Genomic DNA, 19,081 nt, shown 5'->3' on the forward strand with positions numbered 1-19,081 from the left:
AACTCCTTGTTAATGAATGGCAGAGGGTCAAAGCAAAGGGTCTTCAAGCACGCAACTGTACCGATGCTCGTGCTGGAAATGGGTGGGGGGCAATACCGAGGAACACATGGCTTGCGCATACCGGCAACGCGGGTGAAAGGCACAGCCTGTCGGCAGATTCAGCGGGCTCGGCGGTTCGCCGGGCAATGGCTGCGCAGGCAATGGCCGGTGCGGATCGATCTCCGGGATGGCCTGGATCAGCGCCGCCGTGTACGGGTGACGGGGCGCGGTGAACACCGCTTCCACCGGGCCTTCTTCGACGATCTTGCCCAGGTACATCACCGCCACGCGGTCGCATAGGCGCCTTACGATGGCCAGGTCATGGGCGATAAACAGGATCGCCAGGTTCATACGCTGTTGCAGTTCCAGCAGCAGGTTGATGATCTGGCCCTGGATCGACACATCCAGCGCGGCCACGCATTCATCGGCAATGATCAGGCGTGGCTCCACCGCCAGCGCCCGGGCGATACCCACGCGCTGGCACTGGCCGCCACTGAGGGAGCCGGGCTTGCGTGAAGCCAGCTCAGGACGCAAGCCGACCAGTTCGAGCAACTCATTCACACGATCAGGAATCTGCTGCGCCGCCACCTTACGCTGCACACGCAGTACCTCGGCGATGGTTTCGCCAATGCTGTGCCGTGGATTGAGCGCGGCGTAGGGGTCCTGGAAAATCATCGCGGTCTCATGCCGCAGCCGGGCGATGTCGATGGCACTGCCATGGGCCATGTCGATACCGTCGAACAACACCTGCCCGGCGCTGATCGGGTTGAGGTGCAGAATTGCCCGGCCCAGGGTGCTCTTGCCACTGCCGGACTCGCCCACCAAACCCAGGGTTTCACCGGCGGCGAGGTTCAGCGATACCCCGTTCACCGCCCTCACCCACTGGCGGTTGAGGCCAAACAGGCCGCTGCCGGACGCCGTAAAGCGCACTTCCAAATCCTTGACCTGTAACAGGCTCATGGGCGCGCTCCCAACGGGTAGTGACAGGCCACGCGTGCGCCTTGGGGCAGCAACTCGGCGCACAAGGCGCCGGCCTGTGGGCAGCGCGGGTGGAAGCGGCAGCCGTCGGGCAATGCATCGAGCAACGGCGGCTGGCCAGCAATGGTGCGCAACAACGCATGCCCGCTGCTGTGGGCTGGCTGGCAGTCGATCAGGCCTGCGGTATACGGATGTTGCGGTTGGGCCAGCAGTTCGTATTTGCTGCCGTGCTCGCACAGGCGCCCGGCATACATCACGGCGATGGCATCGCAGGTTTGCGCCACCACGCCCAGGTCATGGGTGATCATGATGATCGACAGGCCACGCTGGTCGCGCAGGTCGAGCAACAGCCGCAGGATTTGCGCCTGCACCGTCACATCCAGGGCCGTGGTCGGTTCGTCGGCGATCAACACCTTCGGGTTGCAGCCCAGGGCCACGGCGATCATTGCGCGCTGGCGCATGCCACCGGAAAACTCATGGGGGTAGTTGTCGACCCGCGCCTGGGGGTCGGGAATCCCGACCTGACGCAATACCTCGATCGCCTGCAAGCGCGCGTCTTTTTTCGACGCGCCTTGGTGCAGGCGGATGCCCTCGGCGATCTGCTCACCGATGCGCATCAACGGGTCCAGGTGGCTGCTGGGGTTCTGGAAGACCATGCCCAACTGCCCGCCGCGCACGGCACGCATGCCGGCATCATCCAGTGCCAACAGGTCCTGGCCGGCCAACTGCACAGCGCCGCCCTGCACGCGAAGATTGGGCGATGGCAACAGACGCATCAGGCCGCGACAGGCCATGGTCTTGCCGGAACCGCTCTCGCCCACCAGGCCAAGGATTTCACCTTCGGCCAGGTCGAAGGACACCCGATCCACCAAGGTGACCTCACTCCCGGCGTTGTTGGCGATCACACTGAGGTCGCGCACCTGCAACAGGCTCATGAGCGCTCTCCCAATACCTGCGCAACACCATCGGCCAACAGGCTGAAGCCCATGGCCAAGGTCACGATGGCCAGGCCCGGAAAGGTGCAGATCCACCAGGCGGTGGTGATAAAGGCTTGCCCCTCGGCCACCATCGTCCCCCATTCGGCGGTCGGCGGTTGCACCCCCAGGCCCAGGTAACTGACGGCGGCGCCGTTGAGCAGCACCAGCACCGCGTCGGACATGGAAAACACAATGGAGCCAAACAGCGCATTAGGCAGCAAATGCCGGAACAGAATGCGCCCATGGCCAAAGCCCAGGCTCTTGGCGGCCAGGGCGAACTCGCTTTCCTTGAGCACCAGGATCTGCGAGCGAATCAGGCGCGCGTACGACACCCAGCCCACCAGCGCCATGGCGATGTAAAAACTCTGCAAGCCCGGCCCGAGGATGGCCATGATCGCCAGCATCAGCACCAGGAACGGGAACGCCAGCACCACATCGATCACACGCATGCAGACACTGTCGAAACGCCCGCCGATATAACCCGAGACCGCACCGATAAAGGTGCCAATGATGAACGGGAAGATCACCCCGATAACCGCCAACTGCAGGTCGATGCGCGCCCCCCAGATCACCCTCGACAGGATGTCCCTGCCGTAATTGTCCGTACCCAACGGATGGGCAAGGCTGGGGGCCAGCAAACTCATGCTGGTGTCCTGCGCGATAGGGTCATAGGGCGCGACCCACGGCGCAAACAACGCCAGGGCCAACCACGCGAACAGGATCAACAAACCCCATGCGGCGGTCAGCCGGCCATTGCGAAAACCAAAGCGCAGGCGCAAGCGCCACGGGGCAATCAATGGGCGACTGCTCATTGCATCTTCACCCGTGGGTCGAGGGCCACGGTTACCAGGTCGGCCAGGAAGTTGACCACCACCGTGGCACAGGCCAGCACCATCGCCACACCCTGCACCACCATGTAGTCACGGGTGAAAATGCCGCGCACCAGCAACTGGCCGATGCCTGGAATCGCGAACAGGCTTTCGATGACCACCGTGCCGCTGATCAGCCAACCGATGTTGACCGCCAGCAGGTTGACCGCCGGCACCAGAGCGTTGGGCAGTACATGCCGGCGAAACACCGCGCCTTCCGCCAGCCCGCGTGCACGTGCGGCAGTGACGTGATCCGCCTGCAACTCCATCAACATGCTCGCCCGCAGGTTGCGCACCAGCACCGCCGACAGCGCCAGGGCGATTGTCAGGCATGGCAAAAGCATGTGGTGCGCCTTATCCAGCCAAGTGCGCCCGTAACCGGACACCGGGAACAAGCCCCATTTCACGCTGAGCAGCAGGATCAGCATCAACCCCAGCCAGAACGCCGGCATGCCCAGGCCGACCGTGGTGAACACGCGGATCAGCTTGTCCGCCCAACGGCCTTGCTGGCGCGCCGCAATCGTTGCCAGTGGCACCGCTATCAACAAAGCGAGCACCACGCTGCCCAGCACCAGCACCAGCGTCGGCTCGATCCGGGTGACGATCAGTTTCAGGGCGTCGACCTTGTACAGCAGCGATTGGCCGAGGTCGCCCTTGAGCAGGTTTTTCAGGAAGTAAAAGTATTGCAGCCACAAGGGCTGGTCGAGGCCGAACTGGGCGCGGATCTTCAGCAGCGCATCCGGCGTGCTGCGCGAACCCAGCAAGGCACGCGCCGGGTCGCCAGGAATCGAGCGCACCAACACGAAGGTGATCAGGCTGATGCCCAGCAGCACCGGCAGCAATTGCAGGGGCCGGGACAACACAAAACGGTAGCGCGCCAGGTTCATGCGTCAGCCTCGGTGGCGAGCGAGAAAGTCCAGCAGCACCGGGAAGTACGCCTGTGGCTCCTCGTAAAAAGGCATATGACTGCTGTTGGGGAACACATGCAACTCGGCGTGGGGGGCTGCAAGTTTCATGCGCATCGCACAGGCGGGGGTGAGTTCATCATGCTGGCCGGTGGTGATCAGGATCGGCATCGTGAACTCGGCCATTTCCTTGAGGCGGTTCCAGTCCTTGAGGTTACCGATATAGAGGAACTCGTTGGGACCTTGCATGGTTTCGTACGGCCCCATGTTCCAGTCGCCCAGGGAGCGCTTGACCGGCTCTGGCCATTCGTCGAGCCGGCACACGTGGCGGTAGTTGAGCAAGGTGATGGCGGCCTGGTACTGCGGGTGGTCGAGGGTGCCCATGGCTTCGTGGCGTTGCATCATGGCCACGGTTTCGCTGCCCAGGGCGCCGCGCAGACGCTCCAGTTCCTGGGACAGGTGGGGAATGTCGCCGACGGTGTTTTCCAGGATCAGGCTTTTGAGCGCACCGGGATAATGCACGGCATATTCGATCCCCAGCCAACCGCCCCAGGAATGCCCGAGCAGATGCACGCGGCCCAGGCCCAGCGCCTGGCGCACGGTCTCGACTTCTTCGACATAACGGCGGATTTCCCACAGTGAGGCATCGGTCGGTCTGGCTGATGCGCCCGTGCCAAGCTGGTCGAATGCAACCACTCGCAGGTTATGTGCTTTGAGCCAGCCATGGGCGTCGCGCAGATAGTCACACGGCAGGCCCGGCCCGCCGTTGAGACACAGCAGCACCTCATCGCCTTCGCCAAAGCTGTAGACCACGAGGTTATGGCCGTCGACTTGCACGTTGTACTGCTGGTCGGGGGCAATTTCACGCCACATGCATACATTCCTTGTGTTGTATCGGCCTGGCGGGTAGCGGCCGTTTATCAGGTCAACACTACCGAGGATGCCGTGCGTCCATAACCTAGTATTTCTTATAGGTTTGGCCTGGCAGTCCTTCGCCGGGGCGTGGCATTCTACTTGCAGCAAGTCGAGATTCAAATGAATTCGGGAGCAGAACGGATGCTGGCCAAGCTGACCGCCTTCAATAATCGCCTCATACCGGGCAGGAGCCTGGATGAACAGATGGACAATACGTTTATCCTTGCCCAACAACTGGGCTTCGATGCCCTGGTGTATGACTACACCCCGGTGCCCATCGACCTCAACGGCGCACTGATCACGCCCTCGCTGTTGCAACTGCGCAACACACCGAGCGATTGGCACGCCTTATGGTGCAGCGAAGGGTTTTACCAGATCGACCCGGTGCAACACCTGGCGCTGAGCACAGTGTCGCCGTTTGTCTGGTCCTATGAGGCCAAGACTGAGACGGCCCTGCAAAAGATCATCGACCCCTGCCACGCCCCCGTTTCTTCTTATCTGCATGAGCGTCAGCTGACCTGCGGCGTCAGCGTGCCGATTCATCTGCCCCGGGGCGGCTTCGCCTCGCTGACCGGGTTGCGCACCGGCAAGGCGCGCACGGTATTGAAGGACGCCCAACATACGCTGGCCGATTTCAGCCTGATTACCCATGCCCTCCAGGAAGCGGCGTACCCGCTGTTCAGCAAGGAGGTGCGGGCTTATCCGCACATACGCCTGACCAAGCGCGAGCGCGAATGCCTGAAATGGGCGGCTGAAGGCCTGACCGCCGCCGAAATCGCCTCGCAATTGAGCCGCTCCCTGGCGGTGGTCACTCTGCACCTGGCCTCGGCCATGCACAAACTGGGCGCCAAGAACCGTGTTCAGGCCGTGGTTCGCGCCACCCACTACCGCTTGCTGGAAGGTTGAGCTTTCGGCAAAAACCTATCTGTTTTGCTAGTTACCTAAACTTTTTGTTCAGACTATCGTAACCCTGATCCTTTTTTTCAGAGCAGGGTACGAAATGGAATTCATCGAAAAAGTTCGCGAAGGCTACGCGCCCTTTGGCGCCTATCAGACCTGGTATCGCGTCACCGGCGACCTGACCACAGGCCGCACGCCCTTGGTGATCATCCATGGCGGCCCAGGCTGCACCCACGATTACGTCGACGCCTTCAAGGACGTCGCCGCCAGCGGCCACGCGGTCATCCACTACGACCAGTTGGGCAACGGCCGCTCCACGCACTTACCGGAAAAAGACCCGTCGTTCTGGACCATCGGCCTGTTCCTCGACGAGTTGAACAACCTGCTGGACCACCTGCAAATCAGTGAGAACTACGCGATCCTCGGTCAATCCTGGGGCGGCATGCTCGGCAGCGAACACGCAATCTTGCAACCCAAGGGCCTGCGCGCGTTTATCCCTGCCAACTCCCCCACCTGCATGCGCACCTGGGTCAGCGAAGCCAACCGCCTGCGCAAGCTGTTGCCTGAAGGCGTGCATGAAACCCTGCTAAAGCACGAGCAGGCCGGCAACTACCAAGACCCACAATATCTGGCGGCCTCACGGATTTTCTATGACCAGCATGTGTGCCGGGTCAACCCGTGGCCCGAAGAAGTGGCACGCACCTTCGCCCAGGTGGATGCCGACCCGACGGTGTACCACGCCATGAGCGGCCCGACCGAATTCCACGTGATTGGCAGCTTGAAGGACTGGAATGTGATCGGCCGCCTGTCAGCCATCAAGGTGCCAACCCTGGTGATTTCCGGTCGACATGACGAAGCCACACCGTTGGTGGTCAAGCCATTCCTGGATGAGATAGCGGACGTGCGCTGGGCACTGTTTGAAGACTCCAGCCACATGCCCCATGTGGAAGAGCGCCAGGCGTGCATGGGGACGGTGGTGAAGTTTCTGGATGAGGCGTGTTCGTTGCCGCACAAAGCCCTCAAGGCCGGCTGAAATCCGCCCTCTGTAGGAGCGAGCTTGCTCGCGAAAAACTATCAGACGCCGTGTTTATTCAGGAAGCACGCGTCATCGTTGACGTTCTTCGCGAGCAAGCTCGCTCCTACCTGTTTAAACCTCAGTGGTTTCGGGTTTTGCGGCTTTCTTTGAGGTATCTGCTACCAGGGGAATTTCCTTGCCCTCGGCATCAAACAACTTCCCACCCCGGTAGTAATCCCCATCGCGCAACGCAGCCACGTCGCGAAAGCACAAGCTGCGCTCAGTCCCCGCCACAAACACTGACTGCTGGTCCGAGTTGCCGGCGGTGAAGTGGTTGAACGCCAGGTTCAGCAATATCGCCATGATTGCCGACGAGCTGATACCCGAGTGGAAGATGGTCGCGAACCAGCTTGGAAACTGATCGTAGAAGCTCGGCGCGGCGATGGGGATCATGCCGAAGCCGATAGACGTGGCAACGATGATCAGGTTCATGTTGTTGCGGTAATCCACCTTCGACAGCGTGCGAATCCCACTGGCCGCCACCGTGCCGAACAACACAATCCCGGCGCCGCCCAACACGGAGGTGGGCACGGCCGCGATCACCCGCCCCATGAACGGCAACAGGCCGAGCACCACCAGGAACACCCCGCCAGTGGCCACCACAAACCGACTCTTGACCCCTGTCACCGCCACCAGGCCGACGTTCTGGGCGAATGCGCTCTGGGTAAACGAACCGAAGATCGGCGCAAACATGCTCGACAACATGTCGGCACGCAAGCCGTTGCCCAGGCGCTTGGAGTCCACCTTGGTGTCGATGATCTCACCCACCGCCAGGATGTCCGCCGACGTTTCCACCAGCGTCACCATCACCACGATGCACATGGAAATGATCGCCGCCACATGGAAGGTGGGCATGCCGAAGTGAAAGGGTGTGGGGAAACCGAACATCGGCCCCTGCATGACGCCAGAGAAGTCCGCCATGCCGAGCAGCACCGCGATCACCGTGCCGATCACCATGGCCAGCAGGATCGACAAGCGAGAGATGGTTGCGCTGCCGATCTTGCTCAGCAGCAGCACCAGCACCAGGGTCAGCGCGGCCAGGCCGATGTTGGACATGCTGCCAAAATCTGCCGCCCGGCTGTTGCCACCCATGGCCCAGCGCGCCGCTACAGGCATCAGGGTCAGGCCGATGGTGGTAATCACAATGCCCGTCACCAGCGGCGGAAAAAACTTGGTGATCCTTGAGAACACCGGGGTAATCAACAAACCGATAAAGGACGCGGCCATCACCGCCCCGAGAATCGCTGGCACACCACCGGCACCGTCGCTGCCGACAATCGCCACCATGGTCGCCACACCCGCGAACGACACGCCCTGCACCAGCGGCAACTGACAGCCGAAGAACGGCAGGCCCAGGGTTTGCAAAAGCGTGGCCAGGCCACCGGCAAACAGCGATGCAGCGATCAGCAGACCGATATCCGCCGGCGACAACCCGGCGGCCTGGCCGACGATCAACGGCACGGCGACGATGCCGCCATACATGGTGAGCACATGCTGCAGGCCGTAAGCCATGTTGGCGGCGACGCCCAGATTTTCATCTTCGGGCCGCTGCGGTGACGCCTTCGGGATAGTCATGGTGAGGGGTTCTCTGTTTTTGTTGTGCGCTCACTGTATGCAATGTTCAGACTGTATGTCCATAGAGTTGTATACAATCAATCGAACAAGATACCCTCCAACGGCGTTACAAAAACAATCCGGCCGTCACGAGCCAGAACGCCAAAGGACAAAAATAATGAAAAAGGCACTACAGGGCGCCACCGTCGCATTGACCCTTCTCGGCGGCGGGGAGGCTGTTGCGGTGGAATGGATGAACAACAGCGTCGGGTTCCGCTACGGGCAGCACTTCACCAACCCGAACAACCCCGACGACTTCAGCAAGCGCATCTACAGTTTTACCCACGCCAGCGGCTACCGTTACGGCAGCAATTTCCTCAACCTCGACGTATTCCTGTCCGACAGCAGCGACCCGCGCAAAGGCACCGACCACGGTGGCAGCGAGGTGTACGCCGTGTACCGGCATCAGCTGTATGCCTCACGCGTGTTCGACTTGCCGCCGGGCACGGCGCTGATCAAGGATTACGCGCTGACCCTGGGCTTCGACGCCAACCGCAACAACAACTTCGCTTCCGCCAAGAAGCGCGCCCTGGTGATTGGCCCTACGTTGAAGTTCAACACTGTCGGCGTGCTGGACCTGAGCCTGATGTACTACAAGGAAAAGAACCACACCGGCATTCCCGGCGCGCAAGAGTCGAACCACACCTTCGACGCTACCTACATGCTCAACCTGACCTGGATGCGACCGTTCGAGGTGGGCAACCATGCGGCGAAATTCCAGGGGTTTATCAATTACGTCGGGGAGAAAGGTGAGGATTACCATGGCCGCGATACGGCAGCGGAGGCCTTGATGCGTACAGCGCTGATGGTGGCGGTGCGACCGGGTAAAAGCGTCAAGCCTAACCTGTACCTGGGGGTGGGGTATGAGTACTGGCATAACAAGTTTGGGGTGGACGGCGGCCGTGGCAGCCGCACCTCAACACCGACGCTGAACATGGAAGTGACGTTCTAACTGAAGAAGCAGGCTTTTTGTAGGAGCGAGCTTGCTCGCGAAAAACTCACCGACGCCGCGTTCATTCAGAAAGCCCGCGTTATCGTTGACGTTTTTCGCGAGCAAGCTCGCTCCTACCAGTTTGATCGTATTGTCAGCTCAGGCGTTGGCCAGTTCGGAAGAGTTGCCCTTCGGCCGTGCCAGCCAATAGCCCAACACCGCCAGTGGCGCCGTCGCCAGCATCACAATCACCGTGATCAACAGCGGTTGCTCGATCATCGACGACACCAACAGGCTGGCCACGAAGCACAAGCCCAATTGCAGGGTATTTTGCAGGGCCGCCGCCTTGCCGGAATTTTCCGCAAAGGGCATCAGCGCATTCGCCACCACAATCGGGTAGCTGGCGCCGTTGCACAGCGCCATCAGGCAGAACGGGATCAACAAGGTGGTCAGGGTCGGCACACTCAAGGTGGCCACCACGTACAACGCCACCATGCTCAAGCAATAGGCGACCAGCAACCATGGCAGCAGGGTTTTACCCGGCAGGCGCTGCAAGGCGCTGCGGCAACTGTAGCCGCCAACGAGAAACGCCAGGGTCGGCAGCACGTAGCTGAGGCCAATGTCATTCGGGCTGTAACCCATGCCACCGAGGATGAACGGCGAGGCGGTCAGCCAAGCGAAGAAGCTGGCCGAACAGGCGGCAAAGATCATCACATTGCCGGTAAACACCCGAGAAGTGAGCAATTGCCCATACCCCAGGCGCACCGGGCTGCCCTTGTGCTCCGAACGCTTGGGCACATTGCGCAGGAACAAGGTCGGCAACAACAGCAACAACGACACCACCAGCAACACGCCGAAGATCGCCTGCCAGCCAAAGTGATTCAGCACCATGGCGCCCAACAGCGGTGCCAGGGCCGGCGATAGCGACATCAACGGCATGATGCTGGCGAAGACGCGGTGAGCCTTGTCGGCCGGGTAGCGATCAATCACCAAGGCCTGCCAACTGACGGCGGCGGCACACACGCCAATCGCCTGCATAAAGCGCAGGGCCAGCAGTTGCGGCGCGCTCTGAACCCAGAACATGCCCAGGCAACCGAGCACAAACAGGCTCAGGCCCGCGATCAGAATCGGCTTGCGCCCCAGGCGGTCCGAGAGCGGCCCCCACAGCAACTGCCCCAGCGCAAAGCCGGCAAGAAAAATGCTCAAGCTGGCGCCCACCGCGCCAGCACCAATGTTCAACTGCTCGCCCATGGCGCCAAATGCCGGCAAGTACATGTCCATGGCGAGATAACCGAGCATGCTCAGCCCCGCCAGATACCAGGTAAAACCAAAAGAATTTTTCATCGAAGCCTTGTAGATACTGCCATCAAACTATTTGCTGACTGTCGCCCATTATGAGGCTGACAATATCTGTGTGAAGCGATAATAATTGGACACTCTTATCAATAATTTTGAAGGCAGTACCTATGTGGTCGGAATATTCCCTGGATGTGGTGGACGCCGTCGCCCGTCACAGCAGCTTCAGCGCCGCCGCCCAGGAACTGCACCGTGTACCGTCGGCCATCAGCTACACCGTGCGTCAGCTCGAAGAATGGTTGGCCGTGCCGCTGTTTGTGCGTCGGCATCGCGACGTGGAACTGACCCCTGCCGGCCGCCTGTTTATCGACGAAGCCCGCGGCGTGATGAAAAAAATGCTCGGCACCCGGCGCCTGTGCCAACAGGTGGCCAATGGTTGGAGCGGCCAGTTGAAGGTGGCCGTGGACTCCATCGTCAAACCCCAGCGCTGCCGGCAATTGGTGCTCGACTTCTATCGGCAGTTTCCCGAAGTGGAATTGCTGCTCGAATACGAGGTGTACAACGGCGTGTGGGATGCGTTGGCCGATGAACGCACCGACATCGTGATCGGCGCCACCAGCGCGGTGCCGGTGGCCAGCCACTTCAGCTTCCGCGACATGGGCCTGTTGAACTGGCTGTGCGTGGTCAGCGCCCGGCACCCGCTGGCGGCGGTGGAAGGTTTGCTCAGTGATGACCAACTGCGCCCCTTTGCCTCGCTGTGCATGACCGACACCTCCCGCAACCTGCCCAAGCGCGACACCTGGACCCTGGATAACCAGCGCCGCCTGGTGGTGCCCAACTGGGCGTCGGCCCTGGATTGCCTGCGCGATGGCCTGTGTGTAGGGATGGCGCCGGCCCATCAGGTGTTGCCATGGATCGAGCGCGGGGAGTTGGTGGCGCTGCAATTGAGCCGGCCATTTCCGGCCAGCCCTTCGTGTGTGGCGTGGGCGCAGAACAAACTGTCGCCGGCCATGGCGTGGTTGCTGGAATATTTAGGCGATACGGAGACCATGAACCAGGAATGGCTGAATGGCCCCTCCCTCTGATCTGATCGTTCCCACGCTCTGCGTGGGAATGCTGCCCTGGACGCTCCGCGTCCGCTCTTAAGGCGTGACGCAGAGCGTCACAGGAGGCGTTACCACGCAGAGCGTGGGAACGAGCACGCATAGCGTGGGAACGAGCATCGTCTTTCAGTCCAGTAGGCGGGTGATGGCTCACACGATCATCTCCACTTCCTTGCGCTCCAGCGTCAGTGGCGGCAACAGGCGAATGACCTTGCCCCGCGTGACGTTGATCAACAGCCCATGCTCCTGCGCGCGGATGTTCCTCCAACTCCATCCGCAACCGCGCCAGTAAGTGTTTCTGATCGCTCCCACGCTGCTGATCGTTCCCACGCTCTGCGTGGGAATGCTGCCCTGGACGCTCCGCGTCCGCTCTTAACGCGTGACGCGGAGCGTCACAGGAGGCGTTCCCACGCATAGCGTGGGAACGAGCATCGTCTTTCAGTCCAGTAGGCGGGTGATGGCTCGCACGATCATCTCCACTTCCTTGCGCTCCAGCGTCAGTGGCGGCAACAGGCGAATGACCTTGCCCCGCGTGACGTTGATCAACAGCCCATGCTCCTGCGCTGCCCGTTGGGCCAGGTCGCGGTAAGGGCTGGCCAGTTCAATGCCGATCATCAAGCCCTTGCCACGAATCGCCCGCACCTGCGGATGTTCCTCCAACTCCATCCGCAACCGGGCCAGTAAGTGTTCTCCCTGGCGCGCAGCGTTCTCGAGCAAGCCTTGCTCCTGGATAATCTCCAGCACCGTACACCCGACGCGACACGCCAGCGGGTTGCCGCCAAAGGTGCTGCCATGGCTGCCTGGGGTGAACAGCTCAGCGACGGCAGCGCGGGCCAGGCAGGCGCCGATGGGCACGCCATTGCCCAGGCCTTTGGCCAGGGTCATCACGTCCGGCACGATGCCTTCGTGCTGGAAAGCAAACCAGGTGCCGGTGCGCCCGATGCCGGTCTGGATTTCGTCGAGCATCATCAGCCAGCCGTGGCGCGTGCAGTGATCGCGCATGGCTTTCAGGTAGCCTGGTGGCGCCACCAACACACCACTTTCACCTTGGATTGGTTCAAGCAGTACCGCCGCGATGCGTGTACCGAACTGCGCGGTGACCGCCTCCAGGGCCGCCATGTCGCCAAACCCAATCTTGATGAAATCGCCGGGCAGACGCTGGAACCCCAGGCGCACCGAAGGCCCGTCGCTGGCGGCCATGGTGCCTAGCGTGCGGCCGTGGAAGGCGTTCTCCATCACGACCACCAACGGCTGTTCGATGCCTTTTTTCCAGCCATGCAAACGCGCCAGCTTCAGCGCCGTCTCGTTGGCCTCGGCGCCGGAATTGTTGAAGAACGCGCGGTCCAGCCCGGACAGTTGGGCCAGGCGCCGGGCCAATTGTTGTTGCCAGTCGATGCTGTAGAGGTTGGAGGTGTGCAGCAGCAAGCCGGCCTGTTCGCTGATGGCGGCCACTAACCTTGGGTGGGAATGGCCAACATTGGTCACCGCCACGCCAGCCACGGCGTCCAGGTATTCGCGGCCCTGTTGGTCCCACAGGCGCGTGCCCAGGCCGCGGGTGAAGCTCAGGGCCAGGGGTTGATAAGTGCTCATCAGGCAGGCGGCGGTCATGGTGGCGGCTCCAGTGCATCGTTGGGGTGGATCAAGTATGGTTAACCACCCTCGCTGGATAAACGCAGAATTGCTGCAATAACTTTAAACCAGGGCTTGATAATGGATCTGTTCCAGGCAATGTCGGTGTACGTGAAAGTCGTCGAGACCGGCAGCATGACCGCCGCCGCGCAGGAATGCGGGATTTCGACCACCATGGTGGGCAACCATCTGCGAGCGCTGGAACAACGGCTTGGCGTCAGCTTGCTCAAACGCACCACGCGCAAACAAAACCTCACCGAATTTGGCGGGCAGTATTATCAGCGCTGCCTGGAAGTGCTGGGGCTGGTGGCCGACTCCGAGCTGCTGGCCGAGCAGGTCCACAGCGAAACCCCCAAAGGCAGCCTGCGCATCACCGCGCCCCCCGTGTTCGGCACCGAACGCCTGGTGCCGGCCTTGAGTGAGTTTTCCCAGCGCTACCCACTTATCGACCTGTACGTGGTGATGAGCAATGAGCGCATGGACCTGGTCGACAGCGGTTTTGACGTGGCGATCCGTCTCGGCGAACTGGAAAGCTCCAGCCTGATCGCCCGGCCTCTGCAGGCCTATACCCTCACCCTTTGCGCCTCCCCTGCCTACCTGGCGCGACGCGGCACACCGCAAACCCCGGATGACCTGCAGCAGCATGACTGCCTGGCATTCGCCTACCCCGCGAACGACAACTGGCGCGACACCGATAAACTCTGGCGCATGACCGGCGATGAAGGTGAAGTGGAGGTGCCGGTGTCTGGCTCATTGACCATCAACAGCTCCCAAGGCTTGCGCCAGGCCGCCATCAACGGCATGGGCATCAGCATGTTGGCCGATGCCCTGGTGCAACCGGACCTGGAGAGCGGCAAGCTGGTGGCCTTGCTGACCACCTATAAACTGCCCAGCCGCCCCATGCACCTGATGTATCGCCAAGACCGCTACCGCCTGCCCAAGCTGCGGGCGTTCGTCGACTTTGTAATGGAGAAATGGGCGCGCTAGAACGCCACGCCCAACTCACGCAAACGCGCAGCGGTGCGCTCGGCCGATACGTGATGAATGCCCTGCCAGCCCAACGCAATGGCAGCCTCGATGTTGCCGGCGACGTCGTCGACAAACACCACTTCACTGGCCTGGACATCCGGCAGGTGCGCACGCACCTGGGTGAGGCTGGCGTGGTAGATCGCCGGGTCAGGCTTGATCAACTTCACCTCGCCGGACACCAGAATGTCGCGAAAACGCGTCAGGAATGGATAGTTGGCCCGGGCGTAAGGGAAGGTTTCAGCCGACCAGTTGGTAAGCCCGAACAGCGGCATCTCAACCTGATGCAACGCTTCGAGAATCGCCACGCCCTCGGGTAATTCAGCCCGTAGCATTTCGGGCCAGCGCTCGTAATAAGCCTGGATCAGGGTCGTGTGTTCGGGGTATTGGGCAACCAGGGTGCGGGTGGCTTCAGCCAGGGAGCGACCGGCATCTTGCTCGGTGTTCCAGTCCTGGGTACAGATGGTGTCGAGGAACCACTGGCGCTCAACGTCGTCGGCAATCAGCTTGCGGTACAGGTGCTGCGGGCTCCAGTCGAACAGGACACCGCCGAAATCAAAAACTACTGCACGAATCGTCATCAGATCCTCCGTTAGCATGGCTTGATAGCTGCTGGAGTCTGACAGATCTACAAGAGGGAGGCGCGCGCCGAGGCGTAAGAAGTGTCTGAAAAGACAGGTGGGGGGGGAGGCATGGCCTCATTGAGCGGACGCAATGCTCAAAACAACGAAGATCAAATGTGGGAGCTGGCTTGCCTGCGAAAGCGGTCGTACAGCCTCAGATGCTGCGACTGACACACCGCCTTCGCGGGCAAGCCCGCTCCCACAGGGGATTTGCGTTAACTGACTGGCATCAGGGCAAGCCAGTTTCCACCTTATTGACCGCGTTTTAAGCCTGGATCAGGCCGTTGATTTTGACGGTCGGGTTCACATCCGCGTCGTAATCCACGCCGTCGACTTCAAAGCCAAACAAGCGCAGGAATTCAGCCTTGTAACCGGCAAAATCGCTGATCTCGTTGACGTTGTCGTCGGTCACCTGGTTCCACAGTGCGGCCACGGCGTCCTGAACCTTCGGTTCCAGCTCGGCCAGGTCGGCACGCAGGCGGCCATCGGCGTCGAGTTTCGGCTCGCTGCCGTACAGGCTGTCCTTGAACAGGCCGTAGACCTGCTCGATGCAGCCTTCATGGGTGCCCTGCTCTTTCATCACCTTGAACAGCAGCGACAGGTACAGCGGCATGATCGGGATCGCCGAGCTGGCCTGGGTGACCACGGCCTTGAGCACCGACACACGGGCGTCGCCCTTGAGCGCAGCGAGGTTCTCGCGCAGAGTCAAAACTTTCTTGTCCAGGTCTTTCTTGGCTTCGCCGATGGAGCCGTTCCAGTAGATGTCCTGGGTCAGCTTCTCACCGAGATAGGTGAACGCGGTGGTCTTGGCGCCTTCGGCCAATACATCGGCGTCACGCAGGGCGTCGATCCACAGCTGCCAGTCTTCGCCGCCCATGACCTTCACGGTACCGTCGATTTCTTCCTGGGTCGCAGGCTCAAGCGTGGTGTCGACCACCACGCCCTTGTCGGTGTTGATCCCGCGCAGGGTCACGGCCTTGCCGATTGGCTTGAGGGTGGAGGTGTGCACCACGCCTTGCGGGTCGGTACGGCGTGGCGCAGCCAGGCTGTAGACCACCAGGTCGATCTTGCCGAGGTCTTTCTTGATGGTCTCGATGGTCAGGCGCTTGATCTCGTCGGAGAACGCGTCGCCGTTGATGCTCTTGGCGTACAGACCTTTTTCCACGGCAAACTTCTCGAACGCCGCGCTGTTGTACCAGCCGGCGGAGCTCAGCTTGCCTTCTTCGCCTTCTTTCTCAAAAAACACGCCCAGGGTGTCGGCGCCGCAGCCAAACGCAGCACTGATGCGCGCGGCCAGGCCGTAGCCGGTGGAGGCACCGAGGACCAGTACCTTTTTAGGGCCGCCCTCGATGACGCCATTTTTGGTTACGTAGTCGATCTGCTCTTTGACGTTCGCTTCACAGCCAACAGGGTGAGCGGTCACACAGATAAAGCCACGAACCCGCGGTTTGATGATCATAAAAATTTCTGCCTCTTCCAAGGTGCCGAAGGCCAATAGTGGCCATTCAACTTCAATCGTACCGGTCTATGACGCCTGAAAAACCGAAGCGTCACGATAGTCGCAAATCTTCTGTTCTCAAAATTCAATCCACAAAACGTCGGAGCCTGCACGGCAACGGTTACAAATTGTGCAGCAGCTTCACAATTTCACCCTATTTAAAAACGCCTGCCGGCCCCATAAACCCCTATGATGACGAGATTGTTTCAATATGTTTCGGCTTTGGAGCCTCGTTTCATGAGCAAAAATGCTGTCGGCAAGAAGCTGGTATCCCTGGCGTGGGTACTCGGCGTTCTGCTATTGATCTATTGTTTCCCGCGCAGTTGCCTGGTGTTTCTGCTGTTGGTGGTGTGCTGCGGCGTTTATGACTTCCTGCGTAACGGCCTGTACGACCGCGACACCATCAAGAAGTATTTTATCGGCAACGGTCGTAATACCTGGGTGCTGGCACCGTTCAACACCCTGCTCGACCTGCTCAGCAGCCACAACCGGCATGTCTACACCATGAACGACCTGCCACCGGCCTGGCGCGCAGACCTGCAACAGGTGATCGACGACGCCATGGCCCGCAAGGATGAAATCATCAGCTACCTGGACGAGCGCATGGCCGAGAAGAAACGCGGCATGTTGTTCTTCCAGTGGTACGGTCGCCCGATCGAAACCACCCTGGATATCCCGCAGCTGCGCAAGAAACTGCCGTTCGTGAAAACCATCGGCGTCTCGGTGTTCAACGAGAACCGCTCGACCTCGTTCCACTTCGGCCCCCTGCGCATGATGTTCCGTGTGCTCTACAACATGGCGCCGGCACCGCACCATGAGGGCGTGTATATCCAGGTGGGCAAGCACAAGCACTACTGGCACGACGACCCGCTGTTTATCTTCGATGACACGCTGATGCACGCGTCCTTCAACAAAAACGACGCCAAACGCTACTGCCTGTTCATTGATATTGTGCGCCCGACCCTGCTGCCCTCGGTGCTCAACGCCGTGATCGCAGGGTTTGCCGGCCTGGTCTTTACCCTGCGTCGGGTTTTCTACAAAAACTGGAAGCTGATTCAGTAAGTTCTGCGGCATGATGGTGTTGGACGGCATTTGCGCTGGGCCTTGCGCCTGAGGTAAATAACCGTCTCGTGCGACCTTAATTGGCGCTCACCATTCTCAAGCCATCGCCCCCTAGCGGGCGCGGTGGCTATGCTTTCAAGGAATCAGAATGCCCCAACGTCAAGTCATCAACGCCTCCGTCAGCCCCAAGGGCAGCCTCGAAACCCTGTCCCAACGTGAAGTGCAGCAACTGAGCGAAGCCGGTACCGGCAGCATCTACACCCTGTTCCGCCAATGCGCCCTGGCGATTCTCAATACCGGCGCGCATATCGACAACGCCAAGACCATCCTCGACGCCTACAAAGACTTTGAAGTGCGTATTCACCAGCAGGACCGCGGCGTACGTCTGGAACTGCTCAACGCCCCCGCCGATGCCTTCGTCGATGGCGAAATGATTGCCAGCACCCGCGAAATGCTGTTCAGCGCCCTGCGCGACATCGTCTACACCGAGAACGAGCTGGATAGCCAGCGTATCGACCTGAGCAACTCCCAAGGCATCACCGATTACGTGTTCCACCTGCTGCGTAACGCCCGTACGCTGCGCCCGGGTGTCGAGCCGAAGATCGTGGTGTGCTGGGGCGGCCATTCGATCAACACCGAAGAATACAAATACACCAAGAAAGTCGGGCACGAACTGGGCCTGCGCAGCCTCGACGTGTGCACCGGTTGCGGCCCCGGCGTGATGAAAGGCCCGATGAAGGGCGCAACCATTTCCCACGCCAAGCAGCGCATCACCAATGGCCGTTACCTGGGCTTGACCGAACCAGGCATCATCGCTGCCGAAGCGCCGAACCCCATCGTCAACGAGCTGGTGATTTTGCCGGACATCGAAAAGCGCCTGGAAGCCTTCGTGCGTGTGGGCCACGGCATCATCATCTTCCCCGGCGGCGCAGGCACGGCCGAGGAGTTCCTGTACCTGCTCGGCATCCTCATGCACCCGGACAACCGCGACCTGCCGTTCCCGGTGGTGCTCACCGGGCCGAAACATGCCGCGCCTTACCTGGAACAATTGCACGCGTTCGTCGGCGCCACCTTGGGCGAAGCGGCGCAGAAGCATTACCAGATCATCATCGACGACCCGGCTGAAGTGGCCCGCCAGATGACCACCGGCCTCAAGGCGGTGAAGCAATTCCGCCGCGAGCGTAACGACGCGTTCCACTTCAACTGGCTGCTGAAGATCGACGAAGGCTTCCAGCGCCCGTTCGACCCCACCCACGAAAACATGGCCAGCCTGCAACTCAACCACGCGCTGCCGGCCCATGAACTGGCGGCCAACCTGCGCCGGGCGTTCTCGGGGATCGTGGCGGGTAACGTCAAAGACAAGGGTATTCGCCTGATCGAGGAGAACGGCCCGTATGAGATCCACGGCGACCCGGCGATCATGAAACCGTTGGATGAATTATTGAAGGCGTTCGTGGCCCAGCACCGCATGAAACTGCCGGGCGGAGCGGCGTATGTGCCGTGCTATCGCGTGGTGCAATAAGCCAGCGGCGGTCGGTCATAGTTTGTATTCGTTTGGGACATAGCAACGCGTGTGAGGAACGAGAGTTCGGACTAGGGTTTTACTATTCTGACTCATTCACCTCAGCGAGCGACCTATGG

General features: G+C 60.8%; 18 protein-coding genes. 7 read left to right on the top strand and 11 right to left on the bottom strand.

The window, feature by feature from the left end; genetic code table 11:
- Positions 1–27: 27 nt before the first annotated feature.
- From JFT58_RS26600 to JFT58_RS26620, 5 genes are read right to left on the bottom strand one after another with little or no spacing between them, the layout of a single operon-like run.
- Positions 28–999 (bottom strand): ABC transporter ATP-binding protein, encoded by a 972-nt coding sequence (locus tag JFT58_RS26600; RefSeq protein WP_054898620.1) that lies wholly within the window; start codon positions 997–999, stop codon positions 28–30.
- On the bottom strand, positions 996–1,952 hold the full coding sequence (locus JFT58_RS26605) for an ABC transporter ATP-binding protein (protein ID WP_054898621.1): 957 nt from the start codon (positions 1,950–1,952) through the stop codon (positions 996–998). Before JFT58_RS26605 ends, JFT58_RS26600 begins: the two co-directional genes overlap by 4 nt.
- Positions 1,949–2,806: an ABC transporter permease gene (locus JFT58_RS26610; RefSeq protein WP_054898622.1), complete on the bottom strand. Its 858-nt coding sequence runs from the start codon at positions 2,804–2,806 to the stop codon at positions 1,949–1,951. Before JFT58_RS26610 ends, JFT58_RS26605 begins: the two co-directional genes overlap by 4 nt.
- A complete protein-coding gene (locus tag JFT58_RS26615; protein ID WP_034126679.1) occupies positions 2,803–3,750 on the bottom strand; it encodes an ABC transporter permease in 948 nt (315 codons plus the stop codon). Before JFT58_RS26615 ends, JFT58_RS26610 begins: the two co-directional genes overlap by 4 nt.
- A gap of 3 nt (positions 3,751–3,753) precedes the next feature.
- Complete coding sequence (locus JFT58_RS26620; RefSeq protein WP_034126678.1) at positions 3,754–4,641, bottom strand: proline iminopeptidase-family hydrolase; 888 nt, start codon at positions 4,639–4,641, stop codon at positions 3,754–3,756.
- A gap of 183 nt (positions 4,642–4,824) precedes the next feature.
- Here JFT58_RS26620 and JFT58_RS26625 point away from each other — a divergent pair, with 183 nt between their 5' ends.
- Both JFT58_RS26625 and JFT58_RS26630 read left to right on the top strand, forming a co-directional pair.
- Positions 4,825–5,589 (top strand): LuxR family transcriptional regulator, encoded by a 765-nt coding sequence (locus JFT58_RS26625; RefSeq protein ID WP_034126677.1) that lies wholly within the window; start codon positions 4,825–4,827, stop codon positions 5,587–5,589.
- A gap of 94 nt (positions 5,590–5,683) precedes the next feature.
- Positions 5,684–6,616 carry a proline iminopeptidase-family hydrolase gene (locus tag JFT58_RS26630; protein WP_054898623.1) on the top strand — a complete coding sequence of 311 codons (933 nt, stop codon included), beginning with the start codon at positions 5,684–5,686 and terminating at the stop codon, positions 6,614–6,616.
- Between the two features lie 114 nt (positions 6,617–6,730).
- On the opposite strand, the gene JFT58_RS26635 is transcribed toward JFT58_RS26630, so the two are convergent.
- Complete coding sequence (locus JFT58_RS26635) at positions 6,731–8,233, bottom strand: nucleobase:cation symporter-2 family protein (protein ID WP_032892803.1); 1,503 nt, start codon at positions 8,231–8,233, stop codon at positions 6,731–6,733.
- Between the two features lie 157 nt (positions 8,234–8,390).
- On the opposite strand from JFT58_RS26635, the gene JFT58_RS26640 reads away from it, so the two are divergent.
- A complete protein-coding gene (locus JFT58_RS26640; RefSeq protein WP_054898624.1) occupies positions 8,391–9,224 on the top strand; it encodes a hypothetical protein in 834 nt (277 codons plus the stop codon).
- A gap of 138 nt (positions 9,225–9,362) precedes the next feature.
- Here the strand turns inward: JFT58_RS26640 and punC are convergent, their stop codons facing one another.
- Positions 9,363–10,547, bottom strand: coding sequence for a purine nucleoside transporter PunC (punC, locus tag JFT58_RS26645; protein WP_054898625.1), 1,185 nt, complete (start codon positions 10,545–10,547; stop codon positions 9,363–9,365).
- A gap of 122 nt (positions 10,548–10,669) precedes the next feature.
- Between punC and punR the strand changes: the two genes are divergently transcribed.
- A complete protein-coding gene (gene punR / locus JFT58_RS26650; protein ID WP_054898626.1) occupies positions 10,670–11,584 on the top strand; it encodes a DNA-binding transcriptional activator PunR in 915 nt (304 codons plus the stop codon).
- Between the two features lie 168 nt (positions 11,585–11,752).
- On the opposite strand, the gene JFT58_RS26655 is transcribed toward punR, so the two are convergent.
- Complete coding sequence (locus tag JFT58_RS26655; protein ID WP_229999651.1) at positions 11,753–11,914, bottom strand: hypothetical protein; 162 nt, start codon at positions 11,912–11,914, stop codon at positions 11,753–11,755.
- A 126-nt stretch (positions 11,915–12,040) separates the two neighbouring features.
- Positions 12,041–13,210 (bottom strand): aspartate aminotransferase family protein, encoded by a 1,170-nt coding sequence (locus tag JFT58_RS26660; RefSeq protein WP_054898627.1) that lies wholly within the window; start codon positions 13,208–13,210, stop codon positions 12,041–12,043.
- A 102-nt stretch (positions 13,211–13,312) separates the two neighbouring features.
- Here JFT58_RS26660 and JFT58_RS26665 point away from each other — a divergent pair, with 102 nt between their 5' ends.
- Complete coding sequence (locus JFT58_RS26665; RefSeq protein ID WP_054898628.1) at positions 13,313–14,218, top strand: LysR family transcriptional regulator; 906 nt, start codon at positions 13,313–13,315, stop codon at positions 14,216–14,218.
- On the opposite strand, the gene JFT58_RS26670 is transcribed toward JFT58_RS26665, so the two are convergent.
- Complete coding sequence (locus JFT58_RS26670) at positions 14,215–14,838, bottom strand: HAD family hydrolase (protein ID WP_034126670.1); 624 nt, start codon at positions 14,836–14,838, stop codon at positions 14,215–14,217. The two genes, JFT58_RS26665 and JFT58_RS26670, sit on opposite strands and share 4 nt — an antisense overlap.
- Positions 14,839–15,145: 307 nt before the next feature.
- Complete coding sequence (gene fabV, locus JFT58_RS26675; RefSeq protein WP_054898637.1) at positions 15,146–16,339, bottom strand: enoyl-ACP reductase FabV; 1,194 nt, start codon at positions 16,337–16,339, stop codon at positions 15,146–15,148.
- A 276-nt stretch (positions 16,340–16,615) separates the two neighbouring features.
- Here fabV and JFT58_RS26680 point away from each other — a divergent pair, with 276 nt between their 5' ends.
- Together JFT58_RS26680 and ppnN are read left to right on the top strand one after the other, a co-directional pair.
- Complete coding sequence (locus JFT58_RS26680) at positions 16,616–17,440, top strand: aspartyl/asparaginyl beta-hydroxylase domain-containing protein (RefSeq protein ID WP_054898629.1); 825 nt, start codon at positions 16,616–16,618, stop codon at positions 17,438–17,440.
- A 148-nt stretch (positions 17,441–17,588) separates the two neighbouring features.
- Positions 17,589–18,962, top strand: a complete 1,374-nt coding sequence (gene ppnN / locus JFT58_RS26685) for a nucleotide 5'-monophosphate nucleosidase PpnN (protein ID WP_032892811.1) — start codon at positions 17,589–17,591, stop codon at positions 18,960–18,962.
- Positions 18,963–19,081 lie beyond the last annotated feature (119 nt).

Origin of the sequence: Pseudomonas sp. MF6767 (genome assembly GCF_016405475.1) — a bacterium.
Taxonomy (GTDB): domain Bacteria; phylum Pseudomonadota; class Gammaproteobacteria; order Pseudomonadales; family Pseudomonadaceae; genus Aquipseudomonas; species Aquipseudomonas paracarnis.

Excerpts from the sequence above, each read along its gene's own strand:
- JFT58_RS26600 (WP_054898620.1), bottom strand. The coding sequence starts at position 999 with ATGAGCCTGTTACAGGTCAAGGATTTGGAAGTGCGCTTTACGGCGTCC.
- JFT58_RS26605 (WP_054898621.1), bottom strand. The coding sequence starts at position 1,952 with ATGAGCCTGTTGCAGGTGCGCGACCTCAGTGTGATCGCCAACAACGCC.
- JFT58_RS26610 (WP_054898622.1), bottom strand. The coding sequence starts at position 2,806 with ATGAGCAGTCGCCCATTGATTGCCCCGTGGCGCTTGCGCCTGCGCTTT.
- JFT58_RS26615 (WP_034126679.1), bottom strand. The coding sequence starts at position 3,750 with ATGAACCTGGCGCGCTACCGTTTTGTGTTGTCCCGGCCCCTGCAATTG.
- JFT58_RS26620 (WP_034126678.1), bottom strand. The coding sequence starts at position 4,641 with ATGTGGCGTGAAATTGCCCCCGACCAGCAGTACAACGTGCAAGTCGAC.
- JFT58_RS26625 (WP_034126677.1), top strand. The coding sequence starts at position 4,825 with ATGCTGGCCAAGCTGACCGCCTTCAATAATCGCCTCATACCGGGCAGG.
- JFT58_RS26630 (WP_054898623.1), top strand. The coding sequence starts at position 5,684 with ATGGAATTCATCGAAAAAGTTCGCGAAGGCTACGCGCCCTTTGGCGCC.
- JFT58_RS26635 (WP_032892803.1), bottom strand. The coding sequence starts at position 8,233 with ATGACTATCCCGAAGGCGTCACCGCAGCGGCCCGAAGATGAAAATCTG.
- JFT58_RS26640 (WP_054898624.1), top strand. The coding sequence starts at position 8,391 with ATGAAAAAGGCACTACAGGGCGCCACCGTCGCATTGACCCTTCTCGGC.
- punC (WP_054898625.1), bottom strand. The coding sequence starts at position 10,547 with ATGAAAAATTCTTTTGGTTTTACCTGGTATCTGGCGGGGCTGAGCATG.
- punR (WP_054898626.1), top strand. The coding sequence starts at position 10,670 with ATGTGGTCGGAATATTCCCTGGATGTGGTGGACGCCGTCGCCCGTCAC.
- JFT58_RS26660 (WP_054898627.1), bottom strand. The coding sequence starts at position 13,210 with ATGACCGCCGCCTGCCTGATGAGCACTTATCAACCCCTGGCCCTGAGC.
- JFT58_RS26665 (WP_054898628.1), top strand. The coding sequence starts at position 13,313 with ATGGATCTGTTCCAGGCAATGTCGGTGTACGTGAAAGTCGTCGAGACC.
- JFT58_RS26670 (WP_034126670.1), bottom strand. The coding sequence starts at position 14,838 with ATGACGATTCGTGCAGTAGTTTTTGATTTCGGCGGTGTCCTGTTCGAC.
- fabV (WP_054898637.1), bottom strand. The coding sequence starts at position 16,339 with ATGATCATCAAACCGCGGGTTCGTGGCTTTATCTGTGTGACCGCTCAC.
- JFT58_RS26680 (WP_054898629.1), top strand. The coding sequence starts at position 16,616 with ATGAGCAAAAATGCTGTCGGCAAGAAGCTGGTATCCCTGGCGTGGGTA.
- ppnN (WP_032892811.1), top strand. The coding sequence starts at position 17,589 with ATGCCCCAACGTCAAGTCATCAACGCCTCCGTCAGCCCCAAGGGCAGC.